We start from the raw sequence: 19,912 nt of genomic DNA, 5'->3' as shown, positions 1-19,912 counted from the left end.
TAGGGTCTTACGTTTCTTTTTTTTAACTTTGATGACGCCGCCGGAATTTGAATACTTGTTTTTATTTTTCCGGCTAAGTTAATCACCTTTTGGCGCAAGACGCCAGAACCTGGCTCAGAACAGCCAATTGTTGCGATCTTTCAATCAGTTCTTCGACATGAAAAGCAAAAGCGGACAGATCTTCTCGTTCCGGCTGTTGCCCGGGTTGTGGTGCCCGTTGAGTTCCGTGCCACCGGAAGACGGCGGACCTCCCGCTTCCAGGCCGCGTTTGCGGTCGTCAATCGTCGATTGAATTTGGTCAAAAAGCACCTAGACTCAGGATATGCCTGACGTCGTATCGGAAAAAATGATTTTGCCGGCAGGAGGCGGAGCATTTGCCCTGTCGTCGCTGACGCTCGGCATTTTTCTGAACGATCAACCGTCGCACCGGATCTCGCAGGGCTCGGACAGGGCCGTCCATCGTCCGCTCCGCAAACACCAGGGCTGGCTGCTCCCGGCCGGGAGCGAGGGTGTGTGCGAATACGACGAAGACCTTGAGTTCGTGACCGTTTCACTGGACGACCGGCTGCTCGACGAATTCGGCCTGTCTTCGGGAGCCGGATTCCAGGCGATCATCGGCGACATCGATCCGGTCGTTCTGAGCATCTCGCTCAATGCGGCAAAACTCGGGGATGGCGGACTTCTCTACCGGGAGACCATGTCCAGGGCGCTCGCGGCACAGGTCGTACAGCTGATCAAGCCCGCACCGGCCTGGCATGCCGGCATTGAAGACCGGCGGCTGCGCAGGGTTCTGGACTATATCCATGACAATCTGGCGAATGACCTGACGCTCGCCACCATGGCGGACCTTGCGGCAATGAGCAGCACGCATTTTTCCAAGGCGTTCAAGAAGCAGGTCGGCGTGTCACCGCTGCAATACGTCATCGGGGCCCGGCTTGACCTTGCCTCGGTGCTGCTCAGAACAAGCCGGCTTAGCGTATCGGAAATCGCCTGGCGGGCAGGATATCAGGACATGAGCCGCTTCTCGCAGCATTTCAAACGCAAATTCGCCGTGACACCGGCGGTCTACAGGGAACGTTAGGCGGGCCGGAAGCCGATGCGGAGGGTTTGCTGCCCGCCCTTGCAGGCAGCAAACCGCCCTGTCATTTGGCTTGTGCGGCCCGCTCCCCGGCCGTGGCCACCAGGCCCCGGTCACCCGTCTCCCACAAGGCGGTCATTGTCAGTGAGGTGACGAGCCAGCGGTCGCCGCTGCTGGTGAGTTCATAGGTGTAGCGCCCGCCGAGTGTCCACAGACCATCGCCGATCCGGTGCGTTGCCGTGAAATCCGCCTCTGCAACGGCGTTTTCGCCGTCAACGGATGTGATCGAATGGTTGGTGACCATGTGGTGCGTGCTTTCGAAGCCAGGCAGAAAGCCGGCCCAGCCTGCGACCAGTTCGTCAGCGGGCTGGGTGACCGGCTCGCCGCCCCACAAGCTGGTGTAGTCACTGGTGACGGTGTCGGCAAAGGCACCGCGGACGCGCTCCCAGTCATGCCGGTCGGCACCGGCGGCAATGTCGGTGATGGAGCGGCTGATTTCCGTCTGGTCCGCCATGGCGGTTCCTCCGAGCAGGGTTGTTGCGGCGAGTGCCGCCAAAAGCGTGTGTTTCATATGATGTTCCTTTGAAATGTGGCGTCTCATTGCGCTGACCCAGGGGCGCGCGGTCAGGCGAGTTGTCCGCCGGTCGCGTCGATATCCATGCCGTTGAAGGCGGTTGCCGCATCCGAGGCCAGGAACAGAACGCCTTCAGCCATTTCATGGGGGTCCATGATGCGGGGCGTTACGAAAAAGCCGGCCATGCCCTCATAGGTCAGCCCCTGGTAGTCGAAGCTTTCCCGCAACATCGGCGTGTCGACGGCCAACGGTGAAATAGATGCAACGCGGATGTTGTCCGCGGCCAGCTTGGCACCTGCGCGGGTGAGGCCCAGAACCGCGTGTTTGGATGCGTTGTAATGCGCCGTGTTCGGAAATCCGCGGTGGGCCGCGACTGAGGCCATGTTGATGATGACGCCACCCCCCTGGGCCTTCATCACCGGGATCGCGTATTTCATCCCGTAGAAGACACCGAAAGTATTGGTGCGCATCATGTCCTCGAAGTTGCCGATGTCGATGTCTTCGATCAGGTTGGGCGTCATGAAGATGCCGGCATTGTTGAACAGGACATCCAGTCGTCCGTAGGTATCCGTTGCCGACTTGATGAAGCGGGCGACCTGCTCCGGATCGCGCACATCTGTCTGGACCCAGGTGACATCGCCGCCCGCGTTGCGGATGTCCGCTTCGACCTGACGGCCCAGTTCGTCACGGCGGGCACCGAAGACGACCTGTGCGCCTTCCATGGCGAACGCCCGCACGGTTGCTTCACCGATACCGGAATTGCCGCCCGTTACCGCAACGACCTTGCCCTTGAAACGGCCGTCGGGCCTAAGCTGGCTTGGCGCTGCTGCCGGCTGCATGCTGTTTGCCAACGCGGCCGAAGAGGCGAGGGTCGCTGCTGCCGCGACACCGCCTGTCAGAATCGCGCGGCGTGAGGTGTTGGTGTCATGTGACATCGTCTTTCCCTTTCCATTGGAAGTGATTGGGTGCTGAAGATTGATTGTTCGCGAAACGGCCAGAACCGTCCGTTCAACGCCCGCCGGACATGGCCGCCTTGAAGTGAGCAGCGACGAAATCCGCCGCCTGCGCTATGATTTCCGGATCGTCGTAGAACTCGAACTGGGTCACGTTTTCCAGCCACTTGACGGATGCGTCACCGTTGAAACCTTCAAGGAAAAGGTGCGCACCCTGCGGTATCGCGGCGGCCTCCGAGTGAATGAGCGCCAGGGGTTTGTCGAGGCGGCCGGGATTGTCCGCCGGCCAGTAGGTCAGCCACCCCTCCCAACTGGCATTATTCCACTTGTTGTCATATTGCGGGATCGCACCGCGCGCTGGCTCATGGTAGTAGCCGCCGATGGGCATCAGGACGCCGTCCGCGCCTTCCGGGCCGGCTGCCGGGATCATCTCCCCACCTGCGGCCTCGGCCCTGCGTGACACGCCAATGAGCGCTGCAACACTGTCCACTCCCCCATAGACCGTCTCGACGATTTCCGCGTTCTGGAGCCAGGGTGCGACCAGCGCGATGCGTTCGACCAGAGGGTTTTGCGATACGGCGTCGATCATGTAGCCGGCCGATGCGCAAATGCCGAGGCCAAAGAGACGTGAGGCATCGACTTCGGGACGGGCTGCGGCGAATTCGAACGCTTTTCGAATGTCGCTGGATTTCGCCTTCGGGCTTTCCACGTAGCGTGCGCCGCCCGGCAGATCACCGGACTTGCCCCAGCCCCGGAAATCGAAGGTGAAAGCGGCGAACCCGTGCTTGACCAGCGCGCGTGCATAGTTTGCGGGCATTTGTTCCTCAACGGCGGTCCATGCGCCCGTGATGATGACGGTGGCGAGCGGTGAGCCGTCATGATTTTCCGGCAGGTAGAGCGTGCCCGCGAGCATGGACCCGGTATTTTCAAACGCAACGGAACGGGTCGTGACCTTGGTGCCCGTGTCTGTACCCGGTGCCGTCTCGTTCGACGACGGGGTGTGCGAAGTCGGCATGTGAAAACTCCATCTGAAGCCAACGGGATCGTGATGACGTGAAGATGGCGGTTTTCACCGGGCCTGGCAGGCGCGATTCCTGTCAAAGCCTATGCGTATCCTGTGTTCCTGAAGAGCGGAGGATGCGATCGTCCGCCAGGGATCTGTCCGAGAGACCCGTTCGCGAAGCCGATCTTGAAGAAGGCCACCCGGAGAGCCACTGGCTTTCGGGCCTCGTGATTGAGTGACTGGGCCGGGACCGCCGACAAGGCGGTCCCGGTCCGATCCGGATTGAAACCCATGCCCGGTCAGGGTTTTGCATCGGCCGTGTCAATCCCCGGTACGTCAGCGGAAGGCTCCGGTTTTGCTCCGGTGATCTTGCGCAGCATCGGCGCGATCTCGGCATGCCGAAATTCAAATCCGTGATCAATGAGCTTCTTCGGAATGACGCGCTGGCTGACCAGCATGGTTTCACGCGCCATGTCGCCAAGGGCCCAAGTCAGGGCCCAGGCGGGAATGCGCAGGAATGCCGGTCTGCGGACGGCTTGGGCAAGGGCGCGCGTGAAGGCATCGTTGCGCACGGGAACCGGCGCCGTGGCGTTGACCGGCCCGCTCAAGGTGCCGTCCGCAATCGCGTGCGCAATGGCCCGGACGAGGTCGTCCCGCTCGATCCACGACATCCACTGCCGGCCATCGCCGAGCCTTGTGCCGCCGCCGAATTCAAACGGCGTCAGGAGCTGTGCTAGCATGCCGCCGTCAACACCGAGCACGAGACCCATGCGCAGCCGGATGACACGAACGTTGAATTTCTCGATTTTTGCTGCCGCCTGCTCCCAGCGCACACAGACCTCGCGGGTGAAGGCCGCTGCCGGTTCCGACTTTTCCGTGAGCACTTCATCGCCGCGCGGACCGTACCAGCCGATGGCCGATCCGCTAATCAGGCAATCCGGTTTCCTGTCGAGGCGGGCAACCAGAGCCTCCAGTGCCTCTGTCGTTTGAACACGAGACCGGATGATCCGCGCACGTTTCTTTGCGGTCCAGAGGCCGTTTGCGATCGGATCACCGGCAAGGTTCACCAGCGCATCGAAATGCGCGCCGTTCCTGACCTGGTCCAGGCTCGTGATCACGCGCACCGGATGACACAGCGCCCCGGCTTTTCCGGCATTGCGTGTCAGAACGGTGACGTCGTGGCCCGCCGAAACCAGCGCCTCGACGAGACGCGAGCCGACAAAACCGGTGCCACCGGTCACGAGAACATGCCGGTGCGGTGGCAGAACCGACACGAGTTCTGCCGGGTCGCCGCGCAACAGCCGTTCACTGCGCGCGGCCGCCAGCAGGTCGCGCGCTGCGAATACGGCAACGCCGCATGCCGCGAGGCTGGCCATCACGCTCCACCATCCGTAACTGACGAAGGTTGCCGCCGTCGGTTGCTGGCTCCACTGCCACAGGATCGGGGCCAGAAGGGCCAGGATCGCACCGTAGTTCAAGGTCAGCAGCGTGTGATTGATACGCTCGGTCCAGGGGAGCTTGCGCGAAATATCCTCTTCGACGAAGTCCCAGAGCGTGATCACCACCTCAAGGACGAGAACCAGGGCCAGCGCCGCCGCAAACAGACCGTGCGGCTCAATCCATGCGAAGCAGAGAAAGATCAGCCCGTAAAAGAAGTTCCTGATGCCGTGCAGCCGCAGTTCCAGTTTCTGGGACGCACGCCAGGCAAGGCGTTCGGTCAGTTCATGATGATAAAGCGTGTCGAACAGGCCCATGGCAATCTGAACGGAAATCAGGGTCCAGAGAAAGGGATCGGTCATGGTTGAACCTCCATGTCGTGAAACAGCGCATCCTGGTGGATGAGCTCGCCGAAAAACCGGCTTTCAAGGGTCAGAGAGAACAGGAACCGGGTGCCGCCGAGGTCCCGGTGGGTAATAGTCAGCGCGCCGGGGCTGCACCAGCCGGGGAGCCGCAGCCGCCATGACCCGAACTGCAGAAAATAATGGTCGCTTGTGAAGCTCAGCCCGTCGTCTGCGACACCGACGCGAAGCGCCATGCCGATCCCCGAACCGATATATTCCTCGATCCCGGTCGGACCGGCGAAGCGTTTCGAACTGTGAATGACCTGCGGAAAGCCGGAGGCCCGGCCGTATTGCCGGATCCAGAACTGTCCGTCTCCCGCGCAGTCTTCAGTGACCGTGACCACGGCAGGCTGGTTTACGGATGTCATGTCATGTGGAAGCGGTGCGCCAACGAGCCTTGCCAGATGAGAGAGGATGCGGCCGGCGAAATTGCGCCGCATCGAGACGACGATGCCCTGATAGACCACGCTCGAGCCGCCTTTCAGGCGTTTGCCGAAGCGGCGGCGGACGGACGGGGGGAGTGCCTGCCAGGCCGGTTCACCGAGCAACCGGCGGAACCGTTGGTCCGGGAGCGTTGTGCCCTGGTGACCCTCGATATTCTCCAGCATATCCAGTCCTTCCTGTTTTATTTGTTATTTCTGTATAAAGAGAAATTATTGGGCAAAAAAATTTGCGGCTACCTTGCGGTCTTGCCGCCAATCTTCAAGAGGGTGAGTACCTTGTTGCCCATCTTCATCAAGGCGGCGAGATTGGACTTCGGAACGCTGAGCATCTGGGCCGACCACTTGTCGGCCGTGGCCAGAAAATCCTGCATGGCGTGCATGCGCCCGAGCACCGCAGGATCGAGGGCGGGTTCGGTCTCCGCCTGCGTCACGCACATGTCGATCGCCCGGATCGCCGGATCGATCTCCCGCTCCTTGCGGCCCCTGGCGATGAGCAGCGCCATTTCCCAGACATCGGTCTCGGCGACAAAATGCTCACGCCGGTCACCCGCGACGGGCACGCGCTGGATCAGCTTCCAGCCGACCAGTTCCTTCAGGGAATTGGAGACGTTGGAGCGTGCGATCCCGAGTTCCTCGGAGATCTGTTCCGCATTGAGCGGTTCGGTGCTGAGATACAGGAGGGCGTGGATCTGCGCCACGGACCTGTTCACGCCCCACTGGCTTCCCATGTCTCCCCAATAGAGGATGAACTGGGATCTGGAAGAGCTTTTATCTTTGTCGGTAATTTCTGTCATGACAGAAATATCTGTCAGTTATGTGCGAGAGTCAAGGCCTGCGTGACTTCGCGTCTGTCCGGCATCGGATGGATCAGGGCCGCGGGAGACATCGTGAGACTTGTTGACGTTGTGAGATCATTGGAACAAAATAAGAACAATCTAATCTCCAAGACGGAGCGAACCCATGCATCTCGACGGCTACTCGGCAAAATCCGGTACCTTTCTGCCGGTCTGGACCCTGGAGATACAGACGCTGCCTGAGGACACCGACCGCATTCTCGACGAGGTTATGAAAGTTCATCCGCTGAGCTTCGGGCGCTATCAGCGCAATGCGAGTATTTCCGCCGTCGGCAGGGAAACCGCCCAACCGGAACCAGGGTCCACGACGACTACCCACGTGGCAGGTTTCGAGGCGGGAAACACCGAAACCTACCCGATGGTTGAACTCAAGATCTCCATTGAACGGGATCTGGCAATCCTCGAAAAGGTGATGGATGCGATCCTTCTTGTCCATCACTACGAAGAACCGGTGATCTTCCTGCGTGAGGACTGGGCCTCCAGGGCGGCCTATGACCCGAAAAGCAGCAATCCGAACCGGTGGTGGAACAACGGGCGCGGCCTGCCGGACCGGATCGACTAGTCACCTGAATCTGAAGTTCGACTCATTTTTCAGCGGGCTTCGAACGAACTTCAGATTCAAGAAGGTGACTAGCAAGTCTATGTTTCTAGTGCGGTTTACGAATTTGAAGTTCGCTTCGGAGACTGCTGCAGCAATGATGCGAACTTCAAATTCACCGCACTAGGGTACGGGCTCACAAATGAAGCCGATTTGGCGGCAGACATGGGGCTGTACTCTAGCCCGGTCTGGTTATGATCTGCGTTGAGGCACGACCGGTGCGAAGATCTCCAGTGGGTCGGCAACGCCCTTCAGCTCGCGGCGTCCGACGGACCGCCAGCTGTTTTCCGATTTTGCCGCAAAGTCGCCGGAGGCCAGAACGGTTTCGCCGAGCGCACCGCACAGGCCCTCGATGCGGCTGGCGATGTTGACGGAGGACCCGATGACGGTGAAGTCCAGCCGGTTGCCGCCGCCGACATTGCCATAGAAGACGGAGCCGGGATGAAGGCCGATGCCAAACGTATAGTCGGTCCGCGGCCGGTCCGCTCCTGCGACCTGCAGGGCCGCAGCTTCCGCTCTCGCCACGGCTGCTCCGACATCATTTTGATGCGGAAACACCGCCAACAGGGCATCCCCGATGAACTTCAGGACTTCGCCGGAATGGGCCTCGATCGCGTCCGTCAGCGTTCCGAAATAGTCGTTCAGAAGTTTCAGCAGATCATCCTCGCTGCGCGATTGCGCCAGGGACGTGAAACCGCGCAGATCGGAAAACCAGATCACCGCATCGATGGTGCTGCCGTCACCGCGGGCGATCTCGCCATCAAGCACCCGAAGACCCGCCCTCGTGCCGACATAGGTCTCCATGAGCGTTCTTGCGGTATTGCGCGCGATGAAGCCCTCGAACACAAGCGTCAGCGCGGGCAGCGTCGCATCGATCAGCGCCTTGGCGCGGCCGTCAAATCCGCCGGGCGACTTGGTGGCAAGGGTCAGGACCTTGAAGGTTTCATCGGAGAACTGCAGCGGCAGGGCCTCGTATTGATGGTACCCCTCCGCCCACAGATCCTCACCGATCGGGTAACAGCTCCTTTCGCCCGGAATATCCAGGTGCAGCGATGTTGCTTCGCCGCGCGTGTAGATCTTGTGGATCGGGCTCGCCTTCAGCATTTCCATCTGGTCCGGCGTATAGACGAACCAGCGTTGCTCCGGGCCGGTCTCAAGATCCCAGAAAACATAGGATGACTTCGCGATCGGGTGCAGGATCGGCGCGCCGAGTGTCGACCTGTCGACCTGAAGTCCGGCCTCACGGAGTTTCAGGCTGTAGCCGTTCAGCAGTGCCGAGGGCGTTTCCAGGCGGGGTCCCTCGACCATCAGCCAACGGATTATCTCATCACTTGATATCGTGGCGTCATTGTTCATAGCGCAACCTGTCTGATCCGGTCGGACGCGGCGAAGCCGGCCGTCAAAACAATAGGACCGTTTTCCGGTTCATGCGCGAAAACGCTGCCGAAAATCTTTTTTCAACGAAAAGAAAAAGACTTAGGGCATCGCCAACCCGCTTTATACGAAAGCCGGGGATTAACACTTTTGGCTGACTGCGCTAAGTAAGTTGCGTACGTTTCTTTTTCCAAAGGGCCGGTCAAGGCCCACAAAAAAACCCAGGGGGAAACATATGACGATCCGTACTTTCGCCATTGCTGCGGCGACGAGCCTTGCATTGACGGCACCGGCTGCCGCCCAGGAAGCCTTCGAAATGACCTCGGCCTTCGGCAAAAACCTGCCGATCCTCGGCACGGCTGCCGTGGGCTTTACCGAAAAGATCAATTCCATCTCCAACGATGTCGAGTTCGAGCACTTCGATCCGGGCGAGCTGGTTCCGGCCCTTGAAGCGCTTGACGCCGTTTCCAGCGGGTCGGTCGATGCCGCCTACACGACATCCGGGTACTGGCAGGGCAAGATCCCGGCCGCGTCGCTGTTTGCCGCCGTGCCGTTCGGCCCGGAAGCCGGCGAATTCCTCGCATGGATGCTCTATGGCGACGGTGCGGAACTGTTCCAGCGCATGTATGACGAAAACGGCTACAACGTTCACGTCATTCCCTGCGGGATCATCGCTCCGGAAACCTCCGGCTGGTTCAAGAACGAGATCAACGGTCTTGAAGACCTTGAAGGCCTGAACATGCGTTTCTTCGGTCTCGGTGCGGAAGTGATGCAGAAACTCGGCGTGTCCACGTCGCTGCTCGCCGGTGGTGACATCTTCCCGGCGCTGGAGCGCGGTGCGATCGATGCAACCGAATTCTCCATGCCGCGGATCGATGCCCGTCTCGGGTTCCACAACATCGCGAAGTACAACTACTTCCCGGGCTGGCACCAGCCGGCAACGATGTTCGAGCTCCTGATCAACAAGGACCGCTGGGACGATCTCGACGAAGTCGCCCAGAACCAGATCCAGATCGCCTGCATGGCGAACATCACCGACAACTTCGCGGAAGGTGAAGCCACCAACTTTGATGCGATGCAGGAAAACGTCGAGAAGAACGGCGTGACCATCAAGCAGTGGTCGCCGGAAATGCTAGACGCTTTCGAAGCAGCGTGGGTCGAAGTTGCTGCCGAGCTGGCTGCTGAGGATGCGTTCTTCAAGGAAGTCTGGGACAACCTCCAGGAGTTCCGTGCCGGCTACAAGGTCTGGAACGACAACATCTACCTGCCGCGTCCGCGCAACTAAGCGGGCTGCACTGATCCGTCCGGGATCCCGGACGACACAATGCATACCGGGGCGTCATCGCCCCGGTATTCTGCTGGGTGTGGAGGCGCTCGGCATATCGCAGGCAAGGCGGGGAGCATATGGACAAGCCTGAAGAAGTCATTTCAGCCGATGGCAGCGTCGCGATCACCGATCCGGGTGCGGTTGGACGCGAGGAACAAAATCGCGGCGACCGGTTCGTCGTTTTCATTTCCAACATCTTTGCATGGCTTTTCCCGTTCCTGATGGTCGCCATCTGCGCCCAGGTTGTCCTGCGCAGCGCCGGCATGAACCAGGCCTGGCTCGATGATTTCCAGTGGTGGCTCTACGGGTCGGCGGTGCTGGTCGGCATCGCCTATGCGGTAACAACGAACAGCCACGTTCGCGTTGATATCCTTTATGACGGCTTTTCCAGCGAGAAGAAGCTCAGGACCGACATCGTCGCCCTGACCTGGCTGTTCCTGCCGTTCATCATCCTGAGTTGGGACGTCACGCTGCACTACACGCTATCCTCCATCAAGGCTGACGAGGGGTCCGACAGCCCGAACGGATTGCACAACCTCTGGATCCTCAAGACGCTGATGAACCTGTCCTTCATCCTGATGGCGGTGGCGGCGTGGTCGATCTACGTGCGTCTCTTGTCCAAGCTGACAAGGCCCGTCCTCTGGAAGCAGTTGCTCTACGCGTTTCCCTCGACGATGTTCGCGGTTAACCTTGCGACCTATTACGCGCTCTGGTGGGTGGTGTGGCTCATCAGCCCACCCGACACAACGGCGCGCGACATAAGCCGGCACGTCATTTTCGACGAAGTCGAGGTCGGCAACTACGACATCAAATACACGATCATGATTACGCTGGTCCTGACCTTCGTCGTGATTGGCGCAGCAAGGCTTTTCAGCCGCAATAAGACGGCGTGAGACAGATAGATGCTTGAATTTATTGGCCAGTTTCTCACGCTGAACGAAATCGCCGTGATGGTGATGTTCATCACCTTCATCTGGATGCTGTTTCGCGGCATCCCCGTCGCCATGGCGCTGGTCGGGGTCAGCCTCGTCTTCGTGCTGCTTGCCGAGTTTCTGCTTGATCCGAACCGGTCGTTTTTCCGGGACATCATCGAGTTCGACCGGACCGGCATCAGCTATCAGCGCATGCAGGCGCTGTCCGGGCGCCTCTTTGGCGGCATTGTCAAGAACCCGGTTCTTGTCGCCCTGCCGATGTTCATCTTCATGGGTCTGATGCTCGATCAGTCCGGTGTCGCGCAGCGCATGATGCATTCCATGCAGAAGCTGTTCGGATCTCTGCGCGGCGGCCTGTCGCTGACGGTCATGCTGATCGGTATCATCCTGGCTGCCTCCACCGGCGTCATCGGCGCATCGGTCACGTTGCTGGGCGTGATGGCGTTGCCGGCAATGATGAAGCAGGATTATTCGAAACCGATCGCGACGGGCACAATAGCCTCGGCCGGGACGCTCGGAATCCTTATTCCGCCGTCGATCATGCTGGTCATCATGTCCGACCAGCTCGCGATCAGCCTTGGCGACCTCTTCATGGGCGCGCTGTTCCCGGGCCTGATCCTTGGTGGGCTGTACATCGTCTTCATCGTCATCTACGGCCTGATCAATCCCAAGGCGATGCCGGCTCCCGAAAAGCCTGAAAAGGTGCATTGGGAGGATGTGAAGGAGGTTCTCCTTGCCGTGGTGCCGCCCATGTTCCTGATCCTGCTGGTTCTGGGATCGATCTTCGCAGGTATTGCGACACCGACCGAAGCCTCCGGTCTCGGGGCGATGGGCGCGACGTTGCTGGCTCTGGCCAACCGGAGGCTGAACTGGAAGGTGGTCAAGGACGTAAGCCGGTCCACATTGAACACGTCCGGTTACATTGTCGGTATTTTTCTTGCCGCCAACTTCTTTGCGTTTGTGCTCAGGCGTTATGGCGGTGACGAGATCGTGCAGCACCTGGTGCTCTCGGTGTTCGAAGACCCCTACATGACCGTGGGCTTTATCCTGCTGATTGTGTTTCTGCTGGGCTTCCTGCTCGACTGGATCGAGATCACGATCATCATCATGCCGCTGATGCTGCCGATCATCGTCGGCCTCGACCTCGCCGTACCCGGTTTCGATCAGGTTCGGGATCCGTCGGTGGTCTGGTTCGCGATCCTTGTGGCGGTCACGCTGCAGACCTCGTTCCTGACGCCACCCGTCGGCTTCGCGCTGTTCTATCTGAAGGGTGTCTGTCCACCGGGCGTGACGCTCGGGCACATCTACCGGGGTGTCGTTCCTTTCGTGATCCTTCAGCTGCTCGGTCTGCTGATCGTGTTCTATTTCCCGGCACTCACGACCTGGCTGCCGTCTGTTGCCTACGGCAATTAGCGAGGCTGCCTGGAACGAGCAAACCGGTTGAATTCGGCCCTCAAGCGTGCGCGCCGCCGGGCATGACTGGGACCGGGTTCGAGGATTGATCAACCCTTGTCGTATCTAACCCCGGCGGGCGTTTGCAGCGCGCCGGAACGCGGAGGCATCCATGAGTGAAAACGAAGCTTTGCTCAAGCTGAGTGCGGTAGAGCTGCGCGACCGGCTTGCCGATGGCAAGCTGTCCGCCGTCGAACTCGCGAAGGCCTGTATCGCGCGGATCGAGGCGCGCGAGGACGAGGTGAGGGCGTGGGTCTGGTTCGATGCCGGAGCGGCCTTGGCGGAAGCTGAGCGTCTGGATTCTTTGAGAGCGAGCGGTGCGCCGCTCGGTCCCCTTCACGGTTTGCCCATCGGCGTCAAGGACGTGATCGACACGGCGGGCATTCCAAGCGAGAACGGCTGTCCCGTCGATGCGGGCCGCGTGCCCCGGGAAGATGCGGAGGCGGTGAAACGGCTCAAGCAGGCCGGAGCCATCATGTTCGGCAAGACGGTCACGACCGAACTGGCCTTTCTGCACCCCAACAAGACACGGAACCCGCGGAACCTGGAGCACACGCCCGGCGGGTCCTCGTCGGGGTCGGCGGCGGCTGTGGCTGACGGAATGGTGCCACTGGCCATCGGAACGCAGACCGGAGGCTCCGTCGTGCGCCCGGCCTCGTTCTGCGGCATTGTCGGCCTCAAACCCAGCTTCAACGCGATCCCGCGAAAGGGCACGTTGCTGCAATCCCATTCGCTGGATACGCTCGGCGTCTTTGCAAATGATCCGGCAGGGGCCACGCTTCTGGCCGATGTCTTGAGCGGCGAGGCAGCAGAGAGCCCAGTGCCTGCCGCGTCGCCCGTGTTCGGCTTCATTGCGCCTCCGGGATGGGACCGCGCGGACGCAACGCTTCCCGCCGCGTTCGAGCGCTTGCGTACTGCGCTTGGAGACAGGGTCACGAACCTGTCGCTGCCGGAGGCATTCGACGATGCCGCACGTTTGCGAGCGATGATCAACACCGTGGAGATGGGCCACTATTTCGAGCGCTATCTTCAGCGCGGCGCAGACAAGCTCGGTCCGCCGACACGGGCTGCGATCGAGGAAGGCTTGACGCTTCGCGCCGTCGACTACCTCGCCGCCAAGGCGTTTCAGGACGACATGGCGGCGTTGCTCGCACCGCTGTTCGAGCGCTGCGATGCAATCCTGTGCCCGGCGGCGCTTGGACCCGCGCCGGCCGGACTGGGGTCGACGGGCGACTCGATCTTCAACGGGCTGTGGACGATGGCTGGCACGCCGGCAATCACCCTGCCGCTGCTTGCAACGCCGGGCGGTCTTCCCATGGGGGTCCAGCTCGTTACGGCACGCGGAGAAGACAGGGCGCTTGTGTCGACCGCGCAATGGCTCTGGGACTGGAGCCAGGAGAACGGTTGGTAAAGGCGGCGCGTTGCGCCGCCTTCAATCAAGTTATCCATCAGCTGCCGCTCTTGCGCGTGATCCGCGCTGCCGCGATGTAATTCTAGCGGTGGCGGTTGCGCGGAACGAAGCCGGTGTCTTCCGCAGGTCTCATGTCGCGGACCCAGACCTCGCGGTTCGGATGCAAACCGCCACCGCGAACCGCCGGAACGGCCGTGTGGCGTGCCCGGTGCAACAGCCGGGTGTCAGCAACCCCGCAGTTCGGATGAATGCCGCCATTGTCGGCAACGGCCTTCTCCCAGACCGCCTTTCGCGCCGCGAGCGTTGCCGGATCGTCCAGCGCTGCGCAATTCACGGTGTTCGAGTTGAGGTCAACGATGATCTCGTCGCCGTCCTCGACAAAGGCAATCGGGCCGCCAAGAGCGGCTTCGGGGCCAACATGGCCGATGACCAAACCGACCGAGCCGCCGGAAAAGCGCGCGTCGGTCATGAGCGCAACCACGATGCCGCGCTCGCGGCATAGCGTCGTGATGCGCGAGGTCGGATCGAGCATTTCAGGCATGCCCGGACCTCCGCTCGGACCATCATAGCGGACAATGACCATATCCTGGTCCTGAAAGCTGTCCGGAGCTTCGTCCAGCGCCTTGATCAGGCCGGCCTCGCCCTCGAACACCCGGGCCCGGCCCTTGAAGAGATTGTTCTCCAGGCCACCTTCAACACCCGCGAGCTTCAGGATCGCCGAAAAGTCCGGTGACAGGTTGCCGCCGAGCATCCGCAGGCCGCCTGTCGGTTTGAACGGGTCGGCAACGGTATGGATCACGTCGCCATCGGGTGAGGCGGCATCGAGATCGGCGACCTGTTCGGCAAGCGTGCGGCCGGTGCAGGTCATCATGTCTCCGTTCAGGAGACCGGCGTCGAGAAGTTCCTTCACGATGACCTGAACGCCGCCCACACGATCGATGTCGAGCATGGAATACTTGCCGTATGGACGCGCATTCGTCAGGACCGGAACGACGTCCCGGGAAAGGTGATTGAACTCCTCCGGTGTCATCACGTCGCGCCAGAAGTGTTCATATCCGGCCGCGCGGGCGATTTCCGGAACGTGCAGGACGACATTTGTCGATCCGCCGATCGCCATGGCCACGATCACCGCGTTGCGAATGGAATCGCGCTTGACGATGTCGCGCGGCTTCAGGCCGGTTTCCATCATGGATGCCAGATAGGCGACAAGCTGCTGAGGAAATTCTTCGAGACGGCGCGGGTCGTCCGACGGCGGCGCCACCATGTGCAGCGGCTGAAGGCCGACCACGCCGATGAAGGTCTGCATGGTGTTGTAGGTGAACATGCCGCCGCAGCTTCCGATGCCCGGGCAGGCGTGGCAGGCAATGCGGTGGCGGACCGCCGCGTCCTGGTGGCCGGCGACCTGGTAGGCGCTGACGATGTCCAGCATCTCGCCTGTTTCCGGGTCCTTGCCCGGCCTGATGGTGCCGTCGGACATGATGATTGCCGGTTCGTTGTGTTCCAGAACCGCGGCCATGGTCCCGACCGGGGGCTTGTCGCAGGCAACGACGGCAATCGTTCCGGCAAGCCCCGACGCTTCCAGGTGTTCACACAGACCGTCATTGGTGACTTCACGGCCGATCAGCGAATACCGCATTTCACGTGTGCCGTTGCGGATGCCGTCCGATGTCGCGATGGTGTATTCCGGCTGAACCAGCCGGTATTTCAGCTGACCTTCGCCGTTGCCGATACGCGACTTCAGGTGCTCATGAATGGCATCGACCTTGCGGGCAACGCCCAGGTAGCACTGGCTGTCCCCCTTCGTTCCGACGACGCCGACAGAGGGTTCGTGGATGAGCTCCGGATCGGTGCCAAGTTCATTGGCGATCCCAATCGTTTGTGCGGACCGGCCGGGGTGGCGGTCAATCAGGACAATTCTGGATTTCGTCATGTGTCACTTCTTGTTCAGCTGCGCCCGCCCCGTGCGTTTCTCGGTCCTGGTGCCGATCCCTGGAAAGCCGCGGGGTGGGTATGCTTGTAATCGACATGGGCGCAATTTCAACCGGCGAATCGGCGATACCAGTACGGTTTGCGCGAATGACGCCGGTGCATCGATGCCGGGATCAAGCGCAATCCTGCACCAGCGCCGGTTTTTTTGAAAGAACCGCCGCGGGTAGCACGATGCCGCACAGAACCGGCAGACAAAGGTTCTTTTGTCACCTGTTCCGGTGGAATACCCGGTTCTCTTGGCGAAATTCGTTGATCCCGCATGCGGATTTCTGTTGGGATGAAGGCCTCAGGAACACGACAAGCGAGTACTGCGTCCCGAACAGGTTTCCAAAAGTTACTGACTTGCCGCAAGGCACGAAAGAGTGGGTGAGACCGGAATGCACTTTGAAGTCTTTGCAATCGGAACCGCCTTCGTTTTCGGGCTCATGGTGCGGCAAATCGGTCTGCCGCCGCTGGTCGGGTTTCTTGCCGCCGGTTTCTTCATCAATTTCATCGGTCCGGGTTTCGGCATGCCCGTCGAAACGGGGCCCATTCTCGACTACGTCGCTGAACTCGGCGTTCTGCTCCTGCTCTTCACCATCGGGTTGAAGCTGAAACTGCGGCAGATTACCGAGCCCCAGGTCATCGGCGGCGCGCTGATCCATTTCGCGGTCTCGGTCGCCCTGTTCACGCCCATTGTCTGGCTGCTTTTCACGTCCGGTTGGTTGAGCGCCGTTCTGATCGGCATTGCTCTTGCCTTTTCGTCCACGGTGCTGTCGGCAAAGATACTCGAAGCCAAACGCGAACTCGGTACGTTTCATGGCAGGACGGCCATCGGCATCCTGATCGTTCAGGATATCATTGCGCTTGTCGTTCTCGCGATCTTCGCCGGAAAGCTGCCCGGTCCCTGGGCGCTGCTGATCTTCGCGACGCCCCTGCTCAGGCCGCTGCTGTTCCGGTTGCTGGATCTGGCCGGACATGACGAGGTTCTGTTGCTGACGGGCATGATGCTGAGCCTTGTTGTCGGCGGGGTCGGCTTTGAACTTATCGGCCTGAAGGGCGAGATCGGCGCCCTGGTCATGGGTCTCCTGCTGTCGGGCCATCCGCGTGCGGGCGAATTGTCGAACTCGCTCTGGGCTCTCAAGGAAGTCTTCCTGATCGGTTTCTTCCTGTCGATCGGAATGTCCGGTTTGCCCGACTGGAACGCGCTCTCCTTTGCGCTTGCCCTGGGGCTTCTGCTGCCGCTGAAGGGCGTTCTGTTTTTCTTCATCCTGATCGCATTCAAGCTCAGGGCGCGCACGTCTTTCGTGACCGCCCTGTCTTTGATGGCCTACAGCGAGTTCGGTCTGATCGTGGCCGCAGGCATTCCGGCCGCCGAGGAATATCTCGTGCCGCTGGCCATTGCAGTGTCGGTGTCGTTCCTGATCGCCGCGCCGCTCAACCGGTTTGCGCATGCGATCTTCGAGCGTTTCGAGACACAGCTGCAACGGTTCGAGTTGCAGGCCCGGCATCCGGACGAACAGCCGACTGATCTCGGCGATGCGGATGTCATGGTCTTCGGAATGGGCAGAACCGGAACCGCTGCCTTCAACGCCCTGATCGACAAGGGGCATCGCCCGGTCGGACTGGATGCGGACATGTACAAGGTCGAGGGGCACGCCGGCGCCGGGCGCAACGTGATTTTCGCCGATGCGGAAGACAGCAATTTCTGGCATGGCGTGGATTTGAAAGGCATCTCGGCTGCCGTCCTGGCAATGGACGATCTGGAAGCCAAGCTGATCGCCGCCCGCATGCTGCGGGCCAGCGGGTTTTCCGGAACGATCGTCAGCCATGCGCTGCATGCGGACCACGTTGAACAGATTACCGAGGCAGGTGCCGATCAGACCTACCTGACCATGCAGGAAGCAGGGGAAAGCCTGGCAACGCACGCAATCGAGCCGGTCGTGGCGCGTGAGACTTAGAAAACTGGCACCGCGCGCCCTACCGCACCTTCTTGATCCCTTCCAGGATCAGGGTCGTGGCGACGTTGGCGTAGTCTTCGCGGGAGATCGGGCCGCCTTCCTTGAACCACATGTAAACCCAGTTCATCATGCCGAAGAGGGACATGGTGACCGGCATCAGAAGCGGCCGGCCGGGGTTCGCGAGATCCGGGTGAATGTCCTTCAGGACACTTGAGAAGTGCCGCACGATCCGCCGCTCGATGGCGACGATCTCGGCTTTCTGTTCGTCGGAGAGCGCCGGGCCGGCATTGAGCTGGACCTTGTGTTGATCATCAGCGCCCCGATAGCTGTCCAGCACCGTCAGGACGAGTTTGCGCAGCCGCTTGTCGGAGGGCAGCGACGGGTCGTCGGCCTCTTCCAGCGCGGCGTCGAGGATGGCCAGATGCGATTGAATGATGGCGAAGATCAGCGCGCCCTTCGACGGGTAGTAGTGGTAAAGCAGCGACTTGGAGACCCCCGCCTCCTGCGCGATCTGCGACATGGACGCCTTTTCCATGCCCTGGGTCGCAAACACATTGGCCGCCGTCAGCAACAGGCCGTGCTGTTTTTCTTCAAAGTCACTGGCGCGGGTTCTCGCCATGTGTTCCGGCCTCCGTTTTCGAAACCAGGTCTTGCCCTCACGAAATTGACGGCATTGATATGACCTAAGTTTGCGCCTTCATTGGGGTTTTAGCTTGCGTTTCCTGGATTGACCAGCCGGTCCGTCAATTATCGGTGGACCGGCGGATTATCGGTTTCGGCCCGGCTCGTGGCGTGACGGTCAACGCCACGACAGAGACCGGACCCATGCGCTCAGTCCTTCGGGCGGTTGTCGACCACACGCTGTGCCTTGCCTTGCGAACGGGCAACGCCGTGGGGCTCATGGATCTGTACTTTAGACGACACACCGATTGTCGACTTGATGTGATGGGCCAGTTCCTTCGCCGATGCATCGCGGGCTTCGGTGCTGCTTTGCTCAGGTGTTGCCTCGGCGTGAATGATCATTGCGTCCATGCGTCCTTCACGTATCAGCTCGATCTGGAAATGCGCCGTCAGACCGTCGCATTTCAGGATCTGTTCCTCGATCTGGGTCGGGAAGACGTTCACACCCCGCAGGATGATCATGTCGTCGCTGCGTCCCGTGATCTTTTCGATCCGCCGCATGGACCGGGCGGTGCCGGGCAGGATTCGGGTGAGGTCGCGGGTGCGGTAGCGCACCATCGGCAGGCCTTCCTTGGTCAGCGTGGTGAAGACCAGCTCGCCGGTCTCGCCGTCCGGCAGAACCTCGCCGCTGACGGGATCGATGATTTCCGGATAGAAATGGTCTTCCCAGACATGCAGCCCATCCTTGGTTTCCACGCATTCCTGGGCGACGCCGGGTCCCATGATCTCCGACAATCCGTAGATGTCGACGGCATGCATGTCGAATGCTTCCTCGATTTCCGCACGCATGGCGTTGGTCCAGGGTTCGGCACCGAAGATGCCGACCTTGAGCGAGGACCGGCGCGGATCGAGACCGAGACGCCGGTATTCGTCGAGGATCGAGAGCATGTAGGAGGGCGTCACGGTAATGACGTCCGGCCGGAAATCCTCAATCAGCGTGACCTGGCGTTCCGTCATGCCCCCGGAAATCGGAACCACGGTGCAGCCGAGTTTTTCGGCGCCGTAGTGAGCTCCGAGGCCCCCTGTGAACAGGCCGTAGCCATAGGCGTTGTGGAGAATGTCGCCCTTGCGTCCGCCGGCCGCGCGGATCGAACGCGCGACGAGATCTGACCAGTTGGAGATGTCATTCGCCGTATAGCCGACCACCGTGGGTTTGCCTGTGGTGCCGGACGAGCCATGAATGCGGACCAGCTCCTCGCGCGGTGTGGCGAACATGCCGAACGGGTAGGTGGCCCGCAGGTCCTGTTTTACCGTGAAAGGGAATTTGGCAAGATCCTCCAGAGACTTGAAGTCGCCCGGGCGGACGCCGTGTCTGTCGAACTGCTCCTTGAAGAAAGGCGAGTTCCCGTAGGCATGGTCGAGTGTCCAGGCCAGGCGTTTTTGCTGCAGGTCCGCAATCTCGTCGCGGCTGGCGATCTCGATCGGGTCAAGGCTGTCACGGTCAGGGGTGAGATCGATCATC

The 19,912-nt window shown here is 60.8% G+C and carries 18 protein-coding genes; 7 read left to right on the top strand and 11 right to left on the bottom strand.

What is annotated here, in order from left to right; genetic code table 11:
• Window positions 1-144: 144 nt before the first annotated feature.
• Window positions 145-309 (bottom strand): hypothetical protein, encoded by a 165-nt coding sequence (locus ACO07N_RS01950; RefSeq protein WP_421979408.1) that lies wholly within the window; start codon window positions 307-309, stop codon window positions 145-147.
• Window positions 310-322: 13 nt separating this feature from the next.
• On the opposite strand from ACO07N_RS01950, the gene ACO07N_RS01945 reads away from it, so the two are divergent.
• Window positions 323-1,081 carry a helix-turn-helix domain-containing protein gene (locus ACO07N_RS01945; protein WP_421979407.1) on the top strand — a complete coding sequence of 253 codons (759 nt, stop codon included), beginning with the start codon at window positions 323-325 and terminating at the stop codon, window positions 1,079-1,081.
• Between the two features lie 61 nt (window positions 1,082-1,142).
• On the opposite strand, the gene ACO07N_RS01940 is transcribed toward ACO07N_RS01945, so the two are convergent.
• The 6 genes from ACO07N_RS01940 to ACO07N_RS01915 form a co-directional block, all read right to left on the bottom strand.
• A complete protein-coding gene (locus ACO07N_RS01940; protein ID WP_421979406.1) occupies window positions 1,143-1,649 on the bottom strand; it encodes a nuclear transport factor 2 family protein in 507 nt (168 codons plus the stop codon).
• Window positions 1,650-1,702: 53 nt separating this feature from the next.
• Complete coding sequence (locus tag ACO07N_RS01935) at window positions 1,703-2,587, bottom strand: SDR family NAD(P)-dependent oxidoreductase (protein ID WP_421979405.1); 885 nt, start codon at window positions 2,585-2,587, stop codon at window positions 1,703-1,705.
• Window positions 2,588-2,660: 73 nt separating this feature from the next.
• On the bottom strand, window positions 2,661-3,620 hold the full coding sequence (locus ACO07N_RS01930) for an alpha/beta hydrolase (protein WP_421979404.1): 960 nt from the start codon (window positions 3,618-3,620) through the stop codon (window positions 2,661-2,663).
• Window positions 3,621-3,907: 287 nt separating this feature from the next.
• Window positions 3,908-5,407 carry a TIGR01777 family oxidoreductase gene (locus ACO07N_RS01925; protein ID WP_421979403.1) on the bottom strand — a complete coding sequence of 500 codons (1,500 nt, stop codon included), beginning with the start codon at window positions 5,405-5,407 and terminating at the stop codon, window positions 3,908-3,910.
• Window positions 5,404-6,057 (bottom strand): DUF4166 domain-containing protein, encoded by a 654-nt coding sequence (locus ACO07N_RS01920; RefSeq protein ID WP_421979402.1) that lies wholly within the window; start codon window positions 6,055-6,057, stop codon window positions 5,404-5,406. The genes ACO07N_RS01925 and ACO07N_RS01920 overlap by 4 nt, the downstream gene beginning before the upstream one ends.
• A 68-nt stretch (window positions 6,058-6,125) precedes the next feature.
• Window positions 6,126-6,686: a GbsR/MarR family transcriptional regulator gene (locus tag ACO07N_RS01915; protein ID WP_421979401.1), complete on the bottom strand. Its 561-nt coding sequence runs from the start codon at window positions 6,684-6,686 to the stop codon at window positions 6,126-6,128.
• A gap of 166 nt (window positions 6,687-6,852) precedes the next feature.
• Between ACO07N_RS01915 and ACO07N_RS01910 the strand changes: the two genes are divergently transcribed.
• Window positions 6,853-7,308, top strand: a complete 456-nt coding sequence (locus ACO07N_RS01910) for a hypothetical protein (protein ID WP_421979400.1) — start codon at window positions 6,853-6,855, stop codon at window positions 7,306-7,308.
• 228 nt (window positions 7,309-7,536) lie between these two features.
• Here the strand turns inward: ACO07N_RS01910 and ACO07N_RS01905 are convergent, their stop codons facing one another.
• Window positions 7,537-8,652, bottom strand: coding sequence for an adenylate/guanylate cyclase domain-containing protein (locus ACO07N_RS01905; protein ID WP_421979399.1), 1,116 nt, complete (start codon window positions 8,650-8,652; stop codon window positions 7,537-7,539).
• Between the two features lie 301 nt (window positions 8,653-8,953).
• Between ACO07N_RS01905 and ACO07N_RS01900 the strand changes: the two genes are divergently transcribed.
• The 4 genes from ACO07N_RS01900 (at window position 8,954) to ACO07N_RS01885 (ending at window position 13,840) form a co-directional block, all read left to right on the top strand.
• Window positions 8,954-10,003 (top strand): TRAP transporter substrate-binding protein, encoded by a 1,050-nt coding sequence (locus ACO07N_RS01900; protein WP_421979398.1) that lies wholly within the window; start codon window positions 8,954-8,956, stop codon window positions 10,001-10,003.
• Window positions 10,004-10,122: 119 nt separating this feature from the next.
• A complete protein-coding gene (locus ACO07N_RS01895; protein WP_421979397.1) occupies window positions 10,123-10,938 on the top strand; it encodes a TRAP transporter small permease subunit in 816 nt (271 codons plus the stop codon).
• 9 nt (window positions 10,939-10,947) lie between these two features.
• On the top strand, window positions 10,948-12,390 hold the full coding sequence (locus ACO07N_RS01890) for a TRAP transporter large permease (RefSeq protein WP_421979396.1): 1,443 nt from the start codon (window positions 10,948-10,950) through the stop codon (window positions 12,388-12,390).
• A gap of 151 nt (window positions 12,391-12,541) precedes the next feature.
• The gene (locus ACO07N_RS01885; RefSeq protein WP_421979395.1) at window positions 12,542-13,840 is read left to right on the top strand and encodes an amidase; all 1,299 of its coding nucleotides are present in this window, start codon (window positions 12,542-12,544) and stop codon (window positions 13,838-13,840) included.
• Between the two features lie 82 nt (window positions 13,841-13,922).
• Here the strand turns inward: ACO07N_RS01885 and ACO07N_RS01880 are convergent, their stop codons facing one another.
• Window positions 13,923-15,770, bottom strand: coding sequence for a dihydroxy-acid dehydratase (locus ACO07N_RS01880; protein ID WP_421979394.1), 1,848 nt, complete (start codon window positions 15,768-15,770; stop codon window positions 13,923-13,925).
• Between the two features lie 436 nt (window positions 15,771-16,206).
• Between ACO07N_RS01880 and ACO07N_RS01875 the strand changes: the two genes are divergently transcribed.
• On the top strand, window positions 16,207-17,769 hold the full coding sequence (locus tag ACO07N_RS01875) for a cation:proton antiporter (protein WP_421979393.1): 1,563 nt from the start codon (window positions 16,207-16,209) through the stop codon (window positions 17,767-17,769).
• Window positions 17,770-17,788: 19 nt separating this feature from the next.
• Here the strand turns inward: ACO07N_RS01875 and ACO07N_RS01870 are convergent, their stop codons facing one another.
• Both ACO07N_RS01870 and paaK read right to left on the bottom strand, forming a co-directional pair.
• Window positions 17,789-18,388 carry a TetR/AcrR family transcriptional regulator gene (locus tag ACO07N_RS01870; RefSeq protein WP_421979392.1) on the bottom strand — a complete coding sequence of 200 codons (600 nt, stop codon included), beginning with the start codon at window positions 18,386-18,388 and terminating at the stop codon, window positions 17,789-17,791.
• Between the two features lie 212 nt (window positions 18,389-18,600).
• A complete protein-coding gene (paaK, locus tag ACO07N_RS01865; RefSeq protein WP_421979391.1) occupies window positions 18,601-19,911 on the bottom strand; it encodes a phenylacetate--CoA ligase PaaK in 1,311 nt (436 codons plus the stop codon).
• Window position 19,912: the final 1 nt, after the last annotated feature.

It is taken from the genome of Roseibium sp., from assembly GCF_965229775.1.
Taxonomy (GTDB): Bacteria; Pseudomonadota; Alphaproteobacteria; order Rhizobiales; family Stappiaceae; genus Roseibium.
The sequence above is the reverse complement of the archived record's forward strand: the minus strand, read 5'-3'. Positions and strand labels throughout refer to the sequence as shown.

Coding starts and splice junctions, on each gene's coding strand:
- ACO07N_RS01945 (WP_421979407.1), top strand. CDS start 323: ATGCCTGACGTCGTATCGGAAAAAATGATTTTGCCGGCAGGAGGCGGA.
- ACO07N_RS01940 (WP_421979406.1), bottom strand. CDS start 1,649: ATGAAACACACGCTTTTGGCGGCACTCGCCGCAACAACCCTGCTCGGA.
- ACO07N_RS01935 (WP_421979405.1), bottom strand. CDS start 2,587: ATGTCACATGACACCAACACCTCACGCCGCGCGATTCTGACAGGCGGT.
- ACO07N_RS01930 (WP_421979404.1), bottom strand. CDS start 3,620: ATGCCGACTTCGCACACCCCGTCGTCGAACGAGACGGCACCGGGTACA.
- ACO07N_RS01925 (WP_421979403.1), bottom strand. CDS start 5,407: ATGACCGATCCCTTTCTCTGGACCCTGATTTCCGTTCAGATTGCCATG.
- ACO07N_RS01920 (WP_421979402.1), bottom strand. CDS start 6,057: ATGCTGGAGAATATCGAGGGTCACCAGGGCACAACGCTCCCGGACCAA.
- ACO07N_RS01915 (WP_421979401.1), bottom strand. CDS start 6,686: ATGACAGAAATTACCGACAAAGATAAAAGCTCTTCCAGATCCCAGTTC.
- ACO07N_RS01910 (WP_421979400.1), top strand. CDS start 6,853: ATGCATCTCGACGGCTACTCGGCAAAATCCGGTACCTTTCTGCCGGTC.
- ACO07N_RS01905 (WP_421979399.1), bottom strand. CDS start 8,652: ATGGTCGAGGGACCCCGCCTGGAAACGCCCTCGGCACTGCTGAACGGC.
- ACO07N_RS01900 (WP_421979398.1), top strand. CDS start 8,954: ATGACGATCCGTACTTTCGCCATTGCTGCGGCGACGAGCCTTGCATTG.
- ACO07N_RS01895 (WP_421979397.1), top strand. CDS start 10,123: ATGGACAAGCCTGAAGAAGTCATTTCAGCCGATGGCAGCGTCGCGATC.
- ACO07N_RS01890 (WP_421979396.1), top strand. CDS start 10,948: ATGCTTGAATTTATTGGCCAGTTTCTCACGCTGAACGAAATCGCCGTG.
- ACO07N_RS01885 (WP_421979395.1), top strand. CDS start 12,542: ATGAGTGAAAACGAAGCTTTGCTCAAGCTGAGTGCGGTAGAGCTGCGC.
- ACO07N_RS01880 (WP_421979394.1), bottom strand. CDS start 15,770: ATGACGAAATCCAGAATTGTCCTGATTGACCGCCACCCCGGCCGGTCC.
- ACO07N_RS01875 (WP_421979393.1), top strand. CDS start 16,207: ATGCACTTTGAAGTCTTTGCAATCGGAACCGCCTTCGTTTTCGGGCTC.
- ACO07N_RS01870 (WP_421979392.1), bottom strand. CDS start 18,388: ATGGCGAGAACCCGCGCCAGTGACTTTGAAGAAAAACAGCACGGCCTG.
- paaK (WP_421979391.1), bottom strand. CDS start 19,911: ATGATCGATCTCACCCCTGACCGTGACAGCCTTGACCCGATCGAGATC.